This window comes from Kitasatospora cathayae (assembly GCF_027627435.1).
GTDB classification, from domain to species: Bacteria; Actinomycetota; Actinomycetes; order Streptomycetales; family Streptomycetaceae; genus Kitasatospora; species Kitasatospora cathayae.
Genome location: NZ_CP115450.1, coordinates 6,158,927 through 6,173,551, shown reverse-complemented (window position 1 = coordinate 6,173,551; position 14,625 = coordinate 6,158,927). Strand labels below are relative to the sequence as shown.

Genomic DNA, 14,625 nt, shown 5'->3' with positions numbered 1-14,625 from the left:
CAAGCCTATTGCCTGGGGCAACCGCCCCGACCACCGGTTGCCGGAACCGGAGGACTGGTCCACCTGCCGTAAACCGCCGTGTCACCTGCCGCGCACGGAGGGATGCTTGGCCGCATGGCGCTCGTGGCCCCCGACCACACCGACGCGCGGGACGGCCGCCCGGCGGTGCCCGCCCCGGCGGTCACCTACGCCCTGATCGCGCTCAACACCCTGGTCTTCCTGCTCGGCCCGGCCGCCGGCCTCAACCCGCTGTACGGCACCGGCCAGGCCCGGATCTGCGCCGAACAGCGGTACGAGCAGCGCTGGGGCGCCGTGCCCGCCGAGCTGCTGACCGGCCACCCGCTCACCGCCGAGCAGCTGGCCGACGGCCCCGACCCGGTCCCCGGCTGCCCCGCCGCCCCCACCCCGGGCAAGCACCCGGCGGTCTCCGCCCTCACCGGGCTCTTCCTGCACGCCGGCTGGCTGCACCTGCTGGGCAACCTGCTCTTCCTCCACGTCTTCGGCCCCACCGTCGAGCGGCGGCTCGGCCGGGCCAGGTACCTCCTCTTCTACCTGGCCGCCGGCAGCCTCGCCTCGTACGGCTTCGCCCTCGCCGAGGCGCACTCCCCCGGCTTCACCCGGGTCCTGATCGGCGCCTCGGGCGCGATCTCCGGCGTGCTCGGCGCCTACCTGCGCTTCCACCCGAAGGCCCGGGTGACCACCCTGGTCCCGCTGCTCCTCTTCCTCCCACTGCGCTTCCCGGCCTGGCTGGTGCTCGGCCTCTGGTTCGCCCTGCAGTGGTGGTCGGTGCACTCGGCCGGGCCCGGGGTGGCCTACCTGGTGCACGTGATCGGCTTCTCGGCCGGCTTCCTGTACGCCTGCACCATGGTCGGGCACCCCCCGAGACGCCCCCGCTGAGGCCCGATACGCTGGCCGCACCCCACGAAGGAGCCCGAGAACGTGATCACCGCCATCGTCCTGATCAAGACCAGTGTCGACCGCATCCCGGAGATCGCCGAGGCCATCGCCGCCATCGAGGGCGTCAGCGAGGTCTACTCGGTGACGGGCGGCTACGACCTGGTCGCGATGGTCCGGGTGCGCCGCCACGACGACCTGGCCGAGGTCATCCCGGGCCGGCTCAACAAGGTCCCGGGCGTGGCCCACACCGAGACCCAGATCGCCTTCCGCACCTACTCCCAGCACGACCTGGAAGCGGCGTTCGCCCTCGGCCTGGACGAGTGACCGTCAGCCGTCACGGCGGCTGTCGGCGACGCAACGGCCGCCCTCGTTGCGGTAGTTCCACGCCGCGCCGTCGGTGACCAGCTCGCGCACGGCGGTCAGGAAGCGCTCGATGTGCTCGTCCGGCGTGCCGGCCCCGAAGCTCACCCGGATCGCGTTCAGGCTGCGCTCCCCCGGCAGCGAGGGCTCGGGCGCCCCGCACACAGAGACTGGACCGGGAGCCACGCCGGACTCCTCACCGAGCAGGGTCCGCACCAGCGGGTGGGCGCAGAACAGCCCGTCGCGCACCCCGATGCCGTACTCGGCGGACAGCGCGGCCGAGAAGTGCGAGCTGTTCCAGTCCCGGACCACGAAGGACAGCACGCCCACCCGGGCGGAGCCCTCGCCGAACAGGTTCAGCACCTTGACCTGCGGAATCTCCGCCAGCCCCGCCGTCAGCCGCTCGACCAGCTGCCGCTCCCGGGCCTCCAACGCGTCGAAGCCGGCCTCGGTCAGCGCCCGGCAGGCCGAGGCGATCGCGTAGGCGCCGATGACGTTCGGCGAACCGGCCTCGTGCCGGGCCGGACCGGTGTGCCACTGCACCGCCACCGAGCCGTCCAGCTCCCGGGCGACCGTCCGGGTCGCCCCGCCGCCGGCCAGGTACGGCTCGGCCGCGTCCAGCCAGTCCGCCCGCCCGGCGAGCACCCCGGCGCCGAACGGCGCGTACAGCTTGTGACCGGAGAAGGCGATCCAGTCGACGTCCAGCTCGCGCACCGAAACCCGGTGGTGCGGGGCCAGCTGGGCGGCGTCCAGCACCACCCGGGCGCCGTGCCGGTGCGCGCTCGCGGTCAGCTCGGCGACCGGCCACAGCTCGCCGGTCACGTTGGAGGCACCGGTGACGCACAGCAGCTTCGGCCCCTCGGGCGCCCCGGCGAGCGCCGCCTCCAGCGCGGCCACCGCCTCGGCCCGCGAGCGCGGCGCCCGCAGGTAGCTGACCTCCAGCCCGGCGTGCGCCCAGGGCAGCAGCGAGGCGTGGTGCTCGGTCTCGAAGGCGAACACCCGGGTGCCGGCCGGCACGGCGGCGGCCAGCAGGTTGAGCGAGTCGGTGGTGGCGCGGGTGAAGACCACCTGGTCGCCCTCGCGCAGGTCGAGGAACTCGGCGACGGTACGGCGGCTCTGCTCGAACAGGTCGGTGGACAGCTGCGACAGGTACCCGGCACCGCGGTGCACGCTGCCGTAGTACGGGGCGTAGGCGGCGACGTCGTCCCAGACCCGCTGGAGCGCCGGCGCGCTGGCCGCGTAGTCGAGCGCCGCGTAGCCGACCTTCTCGCCGCTGGCGAGCGGCACCTGGACGTCGTGGCCGAGGACGGCGAGCGGGGCGAAGACTTCGGTGGAGAGGGACATGAGGATGCACTCCTTCGAGGGGTGAGGGACCCCGGGAGTGCTGGTCGTCCGGCGTCCGCGCTTGTCGCGCGGACGGCCTGCCCGGCGACCCGGTCCTCACCCAGGGCACCCCGCCACGGACGGAGGGTTGCCGGACAGCCAGCTGGGGCTTGGCGCTGTCACTCATGACCTGGCCCAGACTCTAGGTCGGGTACGTCGGAGGGTCAAACGGGCATCCACCATCCGGACAGTGTTCTCGCCCGCTCGCCTCCGGGGCGCTCGAACCCGGCGCCGACGCTCGTCGCTCCGGCGCTCGTACCTCGCTTGTCACTCCTCAACTCTCGGCACCGGCGCGCCCCTTCGGCTCGAGGCACGCAAAGGGCCCGCACCGAGCAATCGCCACGGGCCCTCAACTGCCGTCTCAGATCCGGCTGGTGGCCTCCGACCAGCGCCGCAGCAGGTCCTGCGCGGCGCCCGAGTCGATCGCCTCGGCCGCCCGGGCCATGCCCGCCGCGAGCTGCTCCGTCAGCGGCGCGTCGCCGAGGTCCAGCGCGACCAGCGCCGACGCCGTGTTCAGCAGGACGGCGTCCCGCACCGGCCCGCGCTCCCCGGCCAGCAGCCGGCGCGCGACCTCGGCGTTGTACGCGGCGTCGGCCCCGCGCAGCGCCTCGATGCCGACCAGCTCGATGCCGACGTCCCGCGGATCGAAGGTGGTCTCGGTGACCGCCCCGTCGCGCACCACCCACACCCGCGAGGTGGTGGTGATGGTCAGTTCGTCCAGCCCGTCGTCGCCGCGGAACACCAGCGCCGTCGCCCCGCGCCGGGCGAGCACCCCCGCGATCAGTCCGGCGAGCCGGGTGTCGAAGCAGCCGATCGCGTGCGCGGTGACCTTCGCCGGGTTGGTCAGCGGGCCGAGGATGTTGAAGGCGGTCGGCACCCCGAGGTCGCGCCGGGCGGTGGCGGCGTGCCGCATCGAGGGGTGGAACCTCGCCGCGAAGCAGAAGGTGAGTCCGACCTCCTCGGCGACCTCGGCCACCCGCCGGGCCGACAGGTCCAGCGCCACCCCGAGCTTCTCCAGCACGTCCGAGGAGCCGCTGGAGGAGGAGGCGGCCCGGTTGCCGTGCTTGACCACCTTGGCCCCGGCGGCCGCCGCGACGATCGCCGACATGGTGGAGATGTTGACGGTCTTCGCCCGGTCGCCGCCGGTGCCGACGATGTCGACCGCCGGGCCGGGGATGTCCAGCGGCTCGGCGTGCTGGTACATCGCGTCGACCAGACCGGCGATCTCGTCCACCGTCTCGCCCTTGGCCCGCAGCGCCACCATGAACCCGGCCACCTGGACGGGGGACGCCTCGCCGCTCATGATCCGGTCCATCGCCCACGCGGTGGAGGAGCGGTCGAGGTCCTCCCCCTTCAACAGTGCCGCCAGGAGGTCCGGCCAGGTGCGGACCACCTGCGCGGGGTCGGTACCACCGTTCGCAGGGTTCACGTTCACCATGGCTGACTCCAGCTGTTGTCGGTTCCCCCGCTGCGGGGGGACGTCCGTACGGATGGAGCCAGCCTATCGAGCGGCGGGGCGCCCGGGCCCCTGCCTTCTCTAGTACTGAGACGCCCTCGCTCAGCGTGCGACCGGGGCCCGCTTGGCCAGCCGTGCCCGCAGCAGGGTGGCGACCGCCCCGGCCAGCGCCACCGGGTCCACCGGGTGGGAGATCGCGGCATCGGCCCGGCTCCAGGCGGCGAGCCAGGAGTCCTGCGGCCGGCCGATCAGCACCAGCACCGGCGGGCAGCCGTAGATCTCGTCCTTGAGCTGGCGCCCGAGGCCGAGCCCGCCGGCCGGGACCGCCTCGCCGTCCAGCACGCAGAGGTCGATGCCGCCCTTCTCCAGCGCCTTGATCACCGCAGGGGTGGTCGCGCACTCGAGGTAGGACAGCTCCGGAAGATCCTCGGCAGGCCGACGGCCGAGTGCCGTCAGCACCTGCTCGCGGGTGTTGCGGTCGTCGCTGTAGACGAGGACGGTGAGCGACTCGTCGGTCGTGTACGCCATGGACCCTGCTCCCTCAAGTGTGATCCGGACCACGTTCACCTGATCCGGATGCTACTCCCGTTTCCCCCGTCGCCGGTCCCCCTCGCGCACGTTCCTCCTCAAGCCGCCGCGCCCGCGGCTCACCCACCCGGAGGACGCCCCGTCACCCGGACCCTCCCGGTCCACCCGTACGGCCGATGCGGCGTCCTCTCCCCTACAACCCGACGCCGCCCCGTCCGTGCGGCGACGCGCCGGGCAAGGGGGTAGCACCCCGCCCGAGGAACCGTCAGAAAAGGGACACGCCGCTGCTCAGCCCCCGTGCGGACACCCCGTCGCCCGCCAAGCGGGCATACCGCACGCACCGGACACTCCGAGGGACACCCCCCGACGTGAAGACGGAATAAGGGACCGACATAATGTCCGTCGTGGCGACAGCAACAGCAACAGAAACCGGGCACGCGCACGGATCGGTCAATCGACCGAACATGGTCAGCGTCGGAACGATCGTCTGGCTCAGTTCCGAGCTGATGTTCTTCGCGGCCCTCTTCGCGATGTACTTCACGCTCCGCTCCGTCAAGGGAGCGGCGTTCTGGACCGAGAAGGCGCACGCCCTCAACGTGACGTTCTCCTCGGTCAACACCACCATCCTGGTGCTCTCCTCGCTCACCTGCCAGCTCGGCGTGTTCGCCGCCGAGCGCGGTGACGTGAAGAAGCTCCGCGGGTGGTTCATCCTCACGTTCTTCATGGGCGCGATCTTCATCGGCGGCCAGGTCTACGAGTACACCGAGCTGGTCAAGAACGACGGCCTCTCGCTGTCCTCCGACCCGTACGGCACGGTGTTCTACCTGACCACCGGCTTCCACGGTCTGCACGTGACGGGTGGTCTGATCGCCTTCCTGCTGGTCCTGGGACGGACGTACGCAGCCAAGCGCTTCACGCACGAGCAGGCCACCGCCGCGATCGTCGTGTCCTACTACTGGCACTTCGTCGACGTCGTGTGGATCGGCCTGTTCGCGACCATCTACCTGATCAAGTAACCAGCTGATCAGGTCGCTGGCCACCGGCTGCGGCCCCCGCCCTCACCGGCGACGGGCCGCTTCTGCCGGTGCCGACGCTCCCACCGACCGACCGCGCGCGCAGCCTTGGACAGGCAGCCTCGTGCCGGCCAGACCGGCCGCCGGGTGCACCCACCAGTCGACCAGATCCTGACACCGGGGTTATTCCGTGAAAAAGCTCTCCGCACGACGGCGCCACCCATTGGCGGCGCTGGTCGTCCTACTTCTCGCCCTGGCGGCAACCGGGGGGCTGTACGCCGCGTTCGCGCCCGCCGACAAGGCGCAGGCCGACGTCGCCGCGCAGTCGCTCGCGATCGATGAGGGCAAGAGGCTCTTCGCCGTGGGCTGCTCCTCCTGCCACGGCATCAACGGCCAGGGCAGCAGCGAGGGTCCGAGCCTGGTCGGCGTGGGCTCCGCTGCCGTCGACTTCCAGGTCGGCACCGGCCGCATGCCGGCCCAGCAGCCCGGCGCCCAGGTGCCGCGCAAGCCGAAGATCTACACCCAGGGCGAGATCGACCAGCTCGCCGCGTACATCGAGTCGCTCGGCCCCGGCCCGATCGCCCCGAAGCCGGAGCAGTACACCTCGACCAACCCCGATGACATCTCCAAGGGTGGCGAGCTGTTCCGCACCAACTGCGCCCAGTGCCACAACTTCGCGGGCCAGGGCGGTGCCCTGACCAAGGGCAAGTACGCCCCGTCGCTGGAGGGCGTGGACGCCAAGCACATCTACGAGGCCATGCAGACCGGCCCGCAGAACATGCCGTCGTTCCCGGACAGCACCATGCCCGAGGAGCAGAAGAAGCAGATCGTGGCCTTCGTCCGCCACACCACCAACGATGAGCCCAACCCCGGCGGTCTCACCCTGGGCAGCCTCGGTCCGGTGACCGAGGGTCTGTTCGGCTGGATCTTCGGCCTCGGCACGCTCATCGCGGTCGCGATCTGGGTCGCCGCCCACACCACCAAGGCCAAGAAGTCATGAGCCACGACATGTCAGAAGAGAAGCTCCCGGAGCCGCACGGCTCCGCCGGCGAGGTGGCCGACCACGGCAACCCGTTCGCCGACCCGGGCCTGCCGGCCCACGAGCCCCGACGCACCGACATCGACGAGCGGGCCGCCAAGCGCGCCGAGCGCCAGGTCTCGCTGATGTTCGTGATCTCGATGCTCGCCACCGTGGGCTTCATCGCCTCGTACGTGGCCATCGACCCGGACAAGATCGTCTACATCTTCCCGCTCGGTCACGTCAGCGCGCTGAACTTCGCGCTCGGCCTGACCCTGGGCGTCGCGCTGTTCCTGATCGGCGCGGGCGCGGTCCACTGGGCCCGCACCCTGATGTCGGACGTCGAGATGCCGTCCGAGCGTCACCCGATCGAGGCCTCCGACGAGGTCCGCAACGACGTCATCGAGCAGTTCAAGACCGGTGCCGCCGAGTCCGGCTTCGGTCGCCGCAAGATGATCCGCAACACCCTCATCGGGTCGATGGCGCTGGTCCCGCTCTCCGGCGTGGTCCTGCTCCGCGACCTGGGCCCGCTGCCGGAGAAGAAGCTCCAGGAGACGGGCTGGCGCGAGGCCACCCCGGCCAAGCCGCTGGCGCTCGTCAACATGAGCACCATGCAGCCGATGAAGCCCGAGGACCTCGTGGTCGGCTCGCTGACCTTCGCCATGCCGGAGGGTCTGACCACCCACGACGAGGACTTCCAGCAGCGCATCGCCAAGGACGCCCTGATGCTGGTGCGCATCGCGCCGGAGGACATCAAGGACGACAAGTCCAGGGACCTCGGCTTCGAGGGCATCCTCGCCTACTCCAAGATCTGCACCCACGTCGGCTGCCCGATCAGCCTGTACGAGCAGCAGACCCACCACGCGCTCTGCCCCTGCCACCAGTCGACCTTCGACCTGGCGGACGGCGCGCGCGTCATCTTCGGCCCGGCCGGCCACCCGCTGCCGCAGCTGAAGATCACCACTGACGACAAGGGCAACCTGGTCGCCACCGGCGACTTCGAGAAGCCTGTCGGCCCGAGCTTCTGGGAGCGTGCTCGATGAGTAGCGCGAGCAGCACCACGACCGGTGCCGCCAAGCCCTCCAGCACGCGTGCCAACCCCGCCAACAAGTGGGAGGCCGCGGCTGACTGGACGGACGGCCGGCTGGGGATCTACTCCCTCGCCAAGGCCAACCTGCGGAAGATCTTCCCGGACCACTGGTCCTTCATGCTGGGCGAGATCTGCCTCTACACGTTCATCATCATCATCCTGACCGGCGTCTACCTGACGCTGTTCTTCAAGCCCTCCATGGGCGAGGTCATCTACAACGGCTCGTACGTCCCGCTCAAGGGCATCGGCATGTCCGAGGCGTACGCGTCGACGCTGGACATCAGCTTCGAGGTCCGCGGCGGTCTGCTGATCCGCCAGATCCACCACTGGGCCGCCCTGGTCTTCGTGGCCGCGATGCTCGTGCACATGATGCGCGTCTTCTTCACCGGCGCGTTCCGCAAGCCGCGCGAGATCAACTGGGTCTTCGGCTTCCTGCTGCTGGTCCTGGGCATGTTCGACGGCTTCTTCGGCTACTCGCTGCCGGACGACCTGCTGTCGGGTACCGGTATCCGCTTCATGGAAGGCGCGATCCTCGCCGTCCCGCTGGTGGGCACCTACATCCAGATGTTCCTGTACGGGGGCGAGTTCCCCGGCCACGACATCATCCCGCGCTTCTTCACCATCCACGTGCTGCTGATCCCGGGCATCATGCTCGGCCTGCTGGTGGCGCACCTGATCCTGGTCTTCTACCACAAGCACACCCAGTGGGCGGGCCCGGGCAAGACCGAGAAGAACGTCGTCGGCATGCCGCTGATGCCGGTCTACATGGCCAAGGCCGGTGGCTTCTTCTTCCTGGTCTTCGGCCTCATCGCCGTCATCTCGGCGATCGCCTCGATCAACCCGATCTGGGCGTACGGCCCGTACCGTCCGGACCAGGTGTCGACCGACGCCCAGCCCGACTGGTACATGGGCTTCTCCGAGGGCCTGATCCGCGTCATGCCGGGCTGGGAGATCAGCCTGTGGGGCCACACCCTGAACCTGGGTGTCTTCGTCCCGCTGATGATCTTCCCGCTGGTCCTGGTCGCCATCGCGGTCTACCCGTTCATCGAGGGCTGGATCACCGGCGACAAGCGCGAGCACCACATCCTGGACCGCCCGCGCAACGCCCCGGTCCGCACCGCGCTTGGCGCGGCCTGGATCAGCCTGTACCTGGTGCTGCTGATCGGTGGTGGCAACGACCTGTTCGCCACGCACTTCCACATGTCGCTGAACTCGATCACGTACTTCGTGCGTGCCGGCTTCTTCGTGGTGCCGGTCATCACCTTCATCGTCACCAAGCGCTGGTGCCTCGGCCTGCAGCGTCGTGACAAGGAGAAGGTGCTGCACGGCCGCGAGACCGGTGTCATCAAGCGCCTGCCGCACGGTGAGTTCATCGAGGTGCACGCCCAGCTGCCGCAGAAGGACCTGCACACGCTCACGGCGCACGAGCAGAACCAGCCGATCGAGCTGCCGGCCCAGACGGACGAGAACGGCGTGGCCCGCAAGGCCGGCGCCCTCACCCGCACCCGGGCCAAGCTCTCCCGCGGCTTCTACGGCGAGGGCAGCCAGATCCCCAAGCCCACCGCCGAGGAGCACCACGAGATCACCAGCGGCCACGGCCACCACTGATCCCGTACGCACCCCCCGCGTCACCCCGAGGGCCGCTGACCAGAGTTCATCTGGTCGGCGGCCCTCGGGCTTTACCCATCTGCCAGCCCCGCACCCGCACCGCTTCCAGGAGCCATCCGTGCAGCTGTCCGTCGACCCCGCCGCCACCACTCCCCCGTACGAGCAGATCCGCGCCCAGATCGCCGAGCAGGCCCGCTCCGGAGCGCTGCCGACCGGGCTGCGGCTGCCCACCGTACGGGCCCTGGCCGAGGAGCTGGGGCTGGCCGCCGGGACGGTCGCCCGGGCCTACCGGGAGCTGGAGGCGGACGGCGTGGTGGAGACCCACGGCCGGCGCGGCACCCTGATCGCCGCCACCGGGGACGCCGCCCACCGGCTGGCCGCCGAGGCCGCCGCCGAGTACGCCGAACGCGCGCGTCGACTGGGCCTGTCCCACCCGGACGCCCTGGCCGCCGTGCTCACCGCGCTGGGCGTGGCCTACCCGGAGGCCTAGACCTCCGGGCGCATCATCCCGGCTGCCGGGGCCTGGCCGGCCGGGACGGTGGTGCTGAGGGGCTGTCCGAGGGCGCTGTGCTTGACCCAGTCCGTCCAGGAGACGTTCCAGTCCCCGAAGCCGTTGCCGAAGGGCTCCATACGGGCGCCGTGACTGTTCACCACCGTCACCAGGTCCCCCACCCGGGTGTTGTCGTAGAACCACTTGGCGTTGTCGGTGCTCATGCCGGTGCAGCCGTGGCTGACGTTGTCCACGCCCTGGGAGTCGACCGACCAGGGCGCCGCGTGGACGTACTCGCCGCTCCAGGTCACCCGGGTGGCCCACTCGACGTTCAGGTCGTAGGAATCCGAGGTGCCGGCGGCGATGCCGATCGTCTCGCCGTTCATCCGGACCGAGCGCTCCTGGCCGAGCACCACCTTGATGCCGTTGCGGGTGTCGAAGCCGGGCCTGCCGGTGGTCACCGGGATGGTCCGGAGCACCTGGCCGTCGCGCTTGAGGGTGAGCTGGTGGGCGGCCGCGTCGATCAAGGTCTCCACCCGCGCCCCGATCCGCAGCCGCAGCGAGCTGCGGTCGCCGCCGTAGAGGCCCTCCGCGATCCGGCTGCCGGTGTCGTCGAAGGCCAGCGACACCGTCGTGCCGGCCGGCCAGTAGTCCTGCGGGCGGAAGTGCAGGTTCTTGTCGTCCACCCAGTACCAGGCGCCGGTGACGGCGGGCTGGGAGGTCACGGTCAGGGCCCGCTCGACCTCCTGACGGGCCTGCGGGTCCTTCACCGCCTCGGAGAGCTGGACGGTGAGCGGCTGGCCCACCCCGTAGATGCCGCTGCCGGAGGAGTCCGGGCCGAGCTTGGCGGTGAGCAGGCGCTGGGCGGCCAGGGTGCTGAAGTTCTCGGTGGTGTCGCCGCGGCCGTTCTTCCCGTCGTCGGCGGAGATCCGGACCGAGTACGCGGTGCCGGCCTTCAGCCGCCCGGTGGTCTGCCAGCTGCGCTGGTCGTCGGCGAGCTTGCCGGCCACCACCCGGCCGTCCGGGCCCACCACGGTGACGTCGGTGAGCCGGCTGCCCTCCACCGCGGTCACCGTCACCGGCTTCGAGGGGTCGGCCTTGCCCTCGACCGAGAGGTGGACGAGCGGGGCCGCGTCGATCCGGTGCGGCCCGGAGTCGTCGTCCCCGGACGAGCAGGAGGCCAACGGGGCCAGTACTGCGAGGGCCAGCGAGATGCTGCCGATGCCTGCGATTCCGCGCCTGTCGGCCATGACCGCCTCCGAGGGGTTCGCACGATTCGCACGATTGATCAGATCGTAGGAACGGCCTGGATCGAGCGACATCCGGGCGACCGTCCGTTCACCCGGGTGAGTGAGCTCGTCACCCCGGGGACGCAGCAGGGCCGGTCCCCCCGTGCGGGAGGACCGGCCCTGTGGTCGGAAGCGGGAACCTACTGGTTCTGGTTCTCGCCCCGGTAGAACTCGAAGACCCATCCGAAGATGCCGATCAGGATGATCGGGGCGGCCCAGAACATCAGCCACCAGCCGAAGATCACGCCCAGGAAGGCGAGCGCGCCACCGAGCGCCAGCGACAGCGGCTGCCAGCTGTGCGGGGCGAAGAAGCCCAGCTCGCCGGCGTCGTCCGCGACCTCGGCCTCGGGGTTGTCACCCGCGCCGCTGTCCACCCGGCGGGCGGTGAAGGCGAGGTAGTACCCGATGAAGGCGCAGAGGCCGAAGGCGAGGAACAGCGCGGTGGTACCGGCGGCCTCCAGGCCCGGACCCGAGTTGTTGGTCCACAGGCCGTAGGTGATGGCCATCGCCAGCACGAAGACCGACAGGCCCAGGAAGATCTTTCCCTGTTCCTTCATCAGGCGTCACCCTCCGACTTGCCCTTGCCCAGCTTCGGGGCGTCGTACTTCGCCGGGGTCACACCGGCGAGGTGCTTGGCCGGCTCACCGTGGTTCTCCAGGTAGTCCAGCGCGGCGATCTCCGGGTGGTGGAGGTCGAAGGCCGGGGATTCGGAGCGGATCCGGGGCAGGGTGAGGAAGTTGTGCCGCGGCGGCGGGCAGGAGGTCGCCCACTCCAGCGAGCGGCCGAAGCCCCACGGGTCGTCCACGGTGACCTTCTCGCCGTACTTGGCGGTCTTCCAGACGTTGTAGAGGAACGGCAGGATCGACAGGCCGAGCACGAAGGAGCCGATGGTCGAGACGGTGTTCAGGGTGGTGAAGCCGTCCGAGGCCAGGTAGTCGGCGTAACGGCGGGGCATGCCCTCCGCGCCGAGCCAGTGCTGCACCAGGAAGGTGGTGTGGAAGCCGAAGAACAGCGTCCAGAAGGTGATCTTGCCGAGGCGCTCGTCCAGCATCTTGCCGGTCATCTTCGGCCACCAGAAGTGGAAGCCGGCGAACATCGCGAACACGACGGTGCCGAAGACCACGTAGTGGAAGTGGGCGACGACGAAGTACGAGTCCGAGACGTGGAAGTCGATCGGCGGCGAGGCCAGCAGGACACCGGTCAGACCACCGAAGAGGAAGGTGACCAGGAAGCCGACCGTCCAGAGCATCGGCGTCTCGAAGCTCAGCGAGCCCTTCCACATGGTGCCGACCCAGTTGAAGAACTTCACACCGGTCGGGACCGCGATCAGGAAGGTCATGAAGGAGAAGAACGGCAGCAGCACCTGTCCGGTGACGTACATGTGGTGCGCCCACACCGTCACGGACAGACCGGCGATCGCGATGGTGGCCGCGATCAGACCGGAGTAGCCGAACATCGGCTTGCGGCTGAAGACCGGGATGATCTCCGACACGATGCCGAAGAACGGCAGCGCGATGATGTACACCTCGGGGTGGCCGAAGAACCAGAACAGGTGCTGCCACAGCATCGCCCCACCGTTGGCGGGATCGAAGACGTGTGCCCCGAACTTGCGGTCCGCCTCCAGGGCGAACAGCGCGGCGGCCAGCACCGGGAAGGCCAGCAGGATCAGCACCGCGGTCAGCAGGGTGTTCCAGACGAAGATCGACATCCGGAACATCGTCATGCCCGGAGCGCGCATGCAGATGATCGTGGTGATGAAGTTGACCGCACCGAGGATCGTGCCGAAGCCGGAGAAGGCCAGACCCATGATCCACATGTCGCCGCCGACGCCGGGCGAGTGCACCGCGTCCGACAGCGGGGAGTAGGCGAACCAGCCGAAGTCGGCGGCGCCGTTCGGGGTCAGGAAGCCGCCGACCGCGATGGTCGAACCGAAGAGGTACAGCCAGTACGCGAACATGTTCAGACGCGGGAAGGCCACGTCCGGGGCGCCGATCTGCAGCGGCATGATCCAGTTCGCGAAGCCCGCGAACAGCGGCGTCGCGAACATCAGCAGCATGATCGTGCCGTGCATCGTGAACGCCTGGTTGAACTGCTCGTTCGACAGGATCTGGGTCCCGGGACGAGCCAGCTCGGCACGCATGACCAGGGCGAGGATGCCACCGATCAGGAAGAAGGCGAACGACGTGCCCAGGTACAGGGTGCCGATCGTCTTGTGGTCAGTGGTGGTCAGCCACTTGATGATGGTCGAACCCGGCTTCCGGGTCCGCTGCGCCCCGACCGTGACGGCCTCGGCGCCCCCGCCGGCCGCGGCGGGCTCGTTGAGGATGGTCACTTCGCTTCACTTCCCATGGTGATGACGCCGGAGGGCACCGCGCCGTTCTGGCCCTTGGCGCGAAGGTCGGCCAGGTGCTTGTCGTAGTCGGCGCGATCGACGACCTTGACGTTGAACAGCATGCGCGAGTGGTCGACGCCGCAGAGCTCGGCGCACTTGCCCATGTACTCACCCTTGACGGTCGGGGTGACCTCGAACTTGTTCACCACGCCCGGCACGACGTCCATCTTCATCATGAAGTTGACGGGCCAGAAGTCGTGGATGACGTCACGAGAGGTGAGCCGGAACTGCACCGTCTCGTTGACCGGCAGCCAGAGCGTCGGAGCGTCCTTGGGCGTACCGACGTCGTACGCGGCGTCCTTGTTGGCCGGGTCGGGGGTCTCGGTGTTCTCGTAGTTGAACGCCCAGCTCCACTGGAAGCCGACCACGTTGACGTAGTGCTGCGGCTTCGCGGAGACCTGCGTCAGCTTCGCCTCGTCGCGGGCGACGAAGTAGAAGAGGACCGAGACGATGATGATGGGGACCGCGGTGTAGAGCGCCTCGATGGGCACGTTGTACCGGGTCTGCGGGGGGATCTCCACACCGGTGCGCTTGCGCCGGTGGAAGATCACGCTCCAGATGATCAGACCCCACATCAGTACGCCGACCACCAGCGCCGCGATCCAGGAGCCCTGCCACATCTGGAGGACCATGGGCCCTTCCTTGGTGACGGGGCTCGGGAGGCCAAGCCTGGGGAGGTCGTTGGCCGAGCAGCCGGTGGCGGTCGCGATGACGAGGCCCAGTGCCAGCGCCTGAGGCAGCTTCCGCCGCATCGTGCGCCGCGGCGAGCGGTCGGAGCCGTTGGGACTCACGTAGCGCCTTCCCGAAGTCTCGCCCGCCTTCGCGTCGCACCGGGAGGGGAGTGTGAGCCCCTCCGGCGACCCGTCCACGGGCACGGTTTGAATGCTTATGCGGGCCAAACCCTACTCCAGCCTTATGCGCTCCTGACGGGCAGCCCCCGGTAACGCGCCGCCCGGTCGCCCGATCAGGCCCGGCAGGCGCTGCGCCGCAGGTCATCGTAGGCATTCGAGGTCCATACGCCCGATCGGGGGATGACCTCGAGCAACGCGGCTGACGGTCCGTCGGGAGCGGACGAAGCGGACATTCGGGGTGATCGACTGA

Annotated in this window: 14 protein-coding genes and 1 riboswitch; of the genes, 7 read left to right on the top strand and 7 right to left on the bottom strand. The window is 69.8% G+C overall.

The annotated features are described in order from the left end of the window. Positions 1-114: 114 nt before the first annotated feature. Both O1G21_RS27615 and O1G21_RS27610 read left to right on the top strand, forming a co-directional pair. Entirely contained in the window at positions 115-897 is a 783-nt protein-coding gene (locus O1G21_RS27615; protein ID WP_270147436.1) for a rhomboid family intramembrane serine protease, read from the top strand. A 42-nt stretch (positions 898-939) separates the two neighbouring features. Further along, on the top strand, positions 940-1,221 hold the full coding sequence (locus O1G21_RS27610) for an Lrp/AsnC ligand binding domain-containing protein (protein ID WP_030240061.1): 282 nt from the start codon (positions 940-942) through the stop codon (positions 1,219-1,221). Between the two features lie 3 nt (positions 1,222-1,224). Here O1G21_RS27610 and O1G21_RS27605 read toward each other — a convergent pair whose 3' ends face one another. From O1G21_RS27605 to O1G21_RS27595, 3 genes are all read right to left on the bottom strand, one after another. After that, the gene (locus tag O1G21_RS27605) at positions 1,225-2,601 is read right to left on the bottom strand and encodes an aminotransferase class V-fold PLP-dependent enzyme (RefSeq protein WP_270147434.1); all 1,377 of its coding nucleotides are present in this window, start codon (positions 2,599-2,601) and stop codon (positions 1,225-1,227) included. A 52-nt stretch (positions 2,602-2,653) separates the two neighbouring features. Next, positions 2,654-2,771: riboswitch (SAM riboswitch) on the bottom strand. A gap of 230 nt (positions 2,772-3,001) precedes the next feature. Beyond that, positions 3,002-4,078 (bottom strand): anthranilate phosphoribosyltransferase, encoded by a 1,077-nt coding sequence (gene trpD / locus O1G21_RS27600; RefSeq protein WP_270147432.1) that lies wholly within the window; start codon positions 4,076-4,078, stop codon positions 3,002-3,004. Positions 4,079-4,198: 120 nt separating this feature from the next. After that, on the bottom strand, positions 4,199-4,624 hold the full coding sequence (locus O1G21_RS27595; RefSeq protein ID WP_270147431.1) for a DNA-binding transcriptional response regulator: 426 nt from the start codon (positions 4,622-4,624) through the stop codon (positions 4,199-4,201). A 395-nt stretch (positions 4,625-5,019) separates the two neighbouring features. On the opposite strand from O1G21_RS27595, the gene ctaE reads away from it, so the two are divergent. The 5 genes from ctaE (at position 5,020) to O1G21_RS27570 (ending at position 9,843) form a co-directional block, all read left to right on the top strand. Continuing rightward, a complete protein-coding gene (gene ctaE, locus O1G21_RS27590; protein WP_270147429.1) occupies positions 5,020-5,640 on the top strand; it encodes an aa3-type cytochrome oxidase subunit III in 621 nt (206 codons plus the stop codon). A 187-nt stretch (positions 5,641-5,827) separates the two neighbouring features. Further along, positions 5,828-6,637: a cytochrome bc1 complex diheme cytochrome c subunit gene (gene qcrC / locus O1G21_RS27585; RefSeq protein WP_270147428.1), complete on the top strand. Its 810-nt coding sequence runs from the start codon at positions 5,828-5,830 to the stop codon at positions 6,635-6,637. An 8-nt stretch (positions 6,638-6,645) separates the two neighbouring features. Further along, entirely contained in the window at positions 6,646-7,698 is a 1,053-nt protein-coding gene (qcrA, locus tag O1G21_RS27580) for a cytochrome bc1 complex Rieske iron-sulfur subunit (protein WP_270147427.1), read from the top strand. Beyond that, positions 7,695-9,353 carry a cytochrome bc1 complex cytochrome b subunit gene (gene qcrB, locus O1G21_RS27575; RefSeq protein ID WP_270147426.1) on the top strand — a complete coding sequence of 553 codons (1,659 nt, stop codon included), beginning with the start codon at positions 7,695-7,697 and terminating at the stop codon, positions 9,351-9,353. Before qcrA ends, qcrB begins: the two co-directional genes overlap by 4 nt. Before the next feature lie 118 nt (positions 9,354-9,471). Continuing rightward, positions 9,472-9,843, top strand: a complete 372-nt coding sequence (locus O1G21_RS27570) for a GntR family transcriptional regulator (RefSeq protein ID WP_270147425.1) — start codon at positions 9,472-9,474, stop codon at positions 9,841-9,843. Here O1G21_RS27570 and O1G21_RS27565 read toward each other — a convergent pair. The 4 genes from O1G21_RS27565 to ctaC form a co-directional block, all read right to left on the bottom strand. After that, complete coding sequence (locus O1G21_RS27565; protein WP_270147423.1) at positions 9,840-11,093, bottom strand: L,D-transpeptidase; 1,254 nt, start codon at positions 11,091-11,093, stop codon at positions 9,840-9,842. The genes O1G21_RS27570 and O1G21_RS27565 overlap by 4 nt on opposite strands. 179 nt (positions 11,094-11,272) lie before the next feature. Beyond that, positions 11,273-11,689: a cytochrome c oxidase subunit 4 gene (locus O1G21_RS27560; protein WP_270147421.1), complete on the bottom strand. Its 417-nt coding sequence runs from the start codon at positions 11,687-11,689 to the stop codon at positions 11,273-11,275. Next, complete coding sequence (gene ctaD / locus O1G21_RS27555; RefSeq protein WP_270147419.1) at positions 11,689-13,464, bottom strand: aa3-type cytochrome oxidase subunit I; 1,776 nt, start codon at positions 13,462-13,464, stop codon at positions 11,689-11,691. The genes O1G21_RS27560 and ctaD overlap by 1 nt, the downstream gene beginning before the upstream one ends. After that, positions 13,461-14,315: an aa3-type cytochrome oxidase subunit II gene (ctaC, locus tag O1G21_RS27550; RefSeq protein ID WP_270147417.1), complete on the bottom strand. Its 855-nt coding sequence runs from the start codon at positions 14,313-14,315 to the stop codon at positions 13,461-13,463. Before ctaC ends, ctaD begins: the two co-directional genes overlap by 4 nt. Positions 14,316-14,625 lie beyond the last annotated feature (310 nt).

Bases quoted from the DNA above. Each gene is read 5' to 3' on its own strand.
- O1G21_RS27615 (WP_270147436.1), top strand. From the start codon at position 115: ATGGCGCTCGTGGCCCCCGACCACACCGACGCGCGGGACGGCCGCCCG.
- O1G21_RS27605 (WP_270147434.1), bottom strand. From the start codon at position 2,601: ATGTCCCTCTCCACCGAAGTCTTCGCCCCGCTCGCCGTCCTCGGCCAC.
- trpD (WP_270147432.1), bottom strand. From the start codon at position 4,078: ATGGTGAACGTGAACCCTGCGAACGGTGGTACCGACCCCGCGCAGGTG.
- O1G21_RS27595 (WP_270147431.1), bottom strand. From the start codon at position 4,624: ATGGCGTACACGACCGACGAGTCGCTCACCGTCCTCGTCTACAGCGAC.
- ctaE (WP_270147429.1), top strand. From the start codon at position 5,020: ATGTCCGTCGTGGCGACAGCAACAGCAACAGAAACCGGGCACGCGCAC.
- qcrA (WP_270147427.1), top strand. From the start codon at position 6,646: ATGTCAGAAGAGAAGCTCCCGGAGCCGCACGGCTCCGCCGGCGAGGTG.
- qcrB (WP_270147426.1), top strand. From the start codon at position 7,695: ATGAGTAGCGCGAGCAGCACCACGACCGGTGCCGCCAAGCCCTCCAGC.
- O1G21_RS27565 (WP_270147423.1), bottom strand. From the start codon at position 11,093: ATGGCCGACAGGCGCGGAATCGCAGGCATCGGCAGCATCTCGCTGGCC.
- O1G21_RS27560 (WP_270147421.1), bottom strand. From the start codon at position 11,689: ATGAAGGAACAGGGAAAGATCTTCCTGGGCCTGTCGGTCTTCGTGCTG.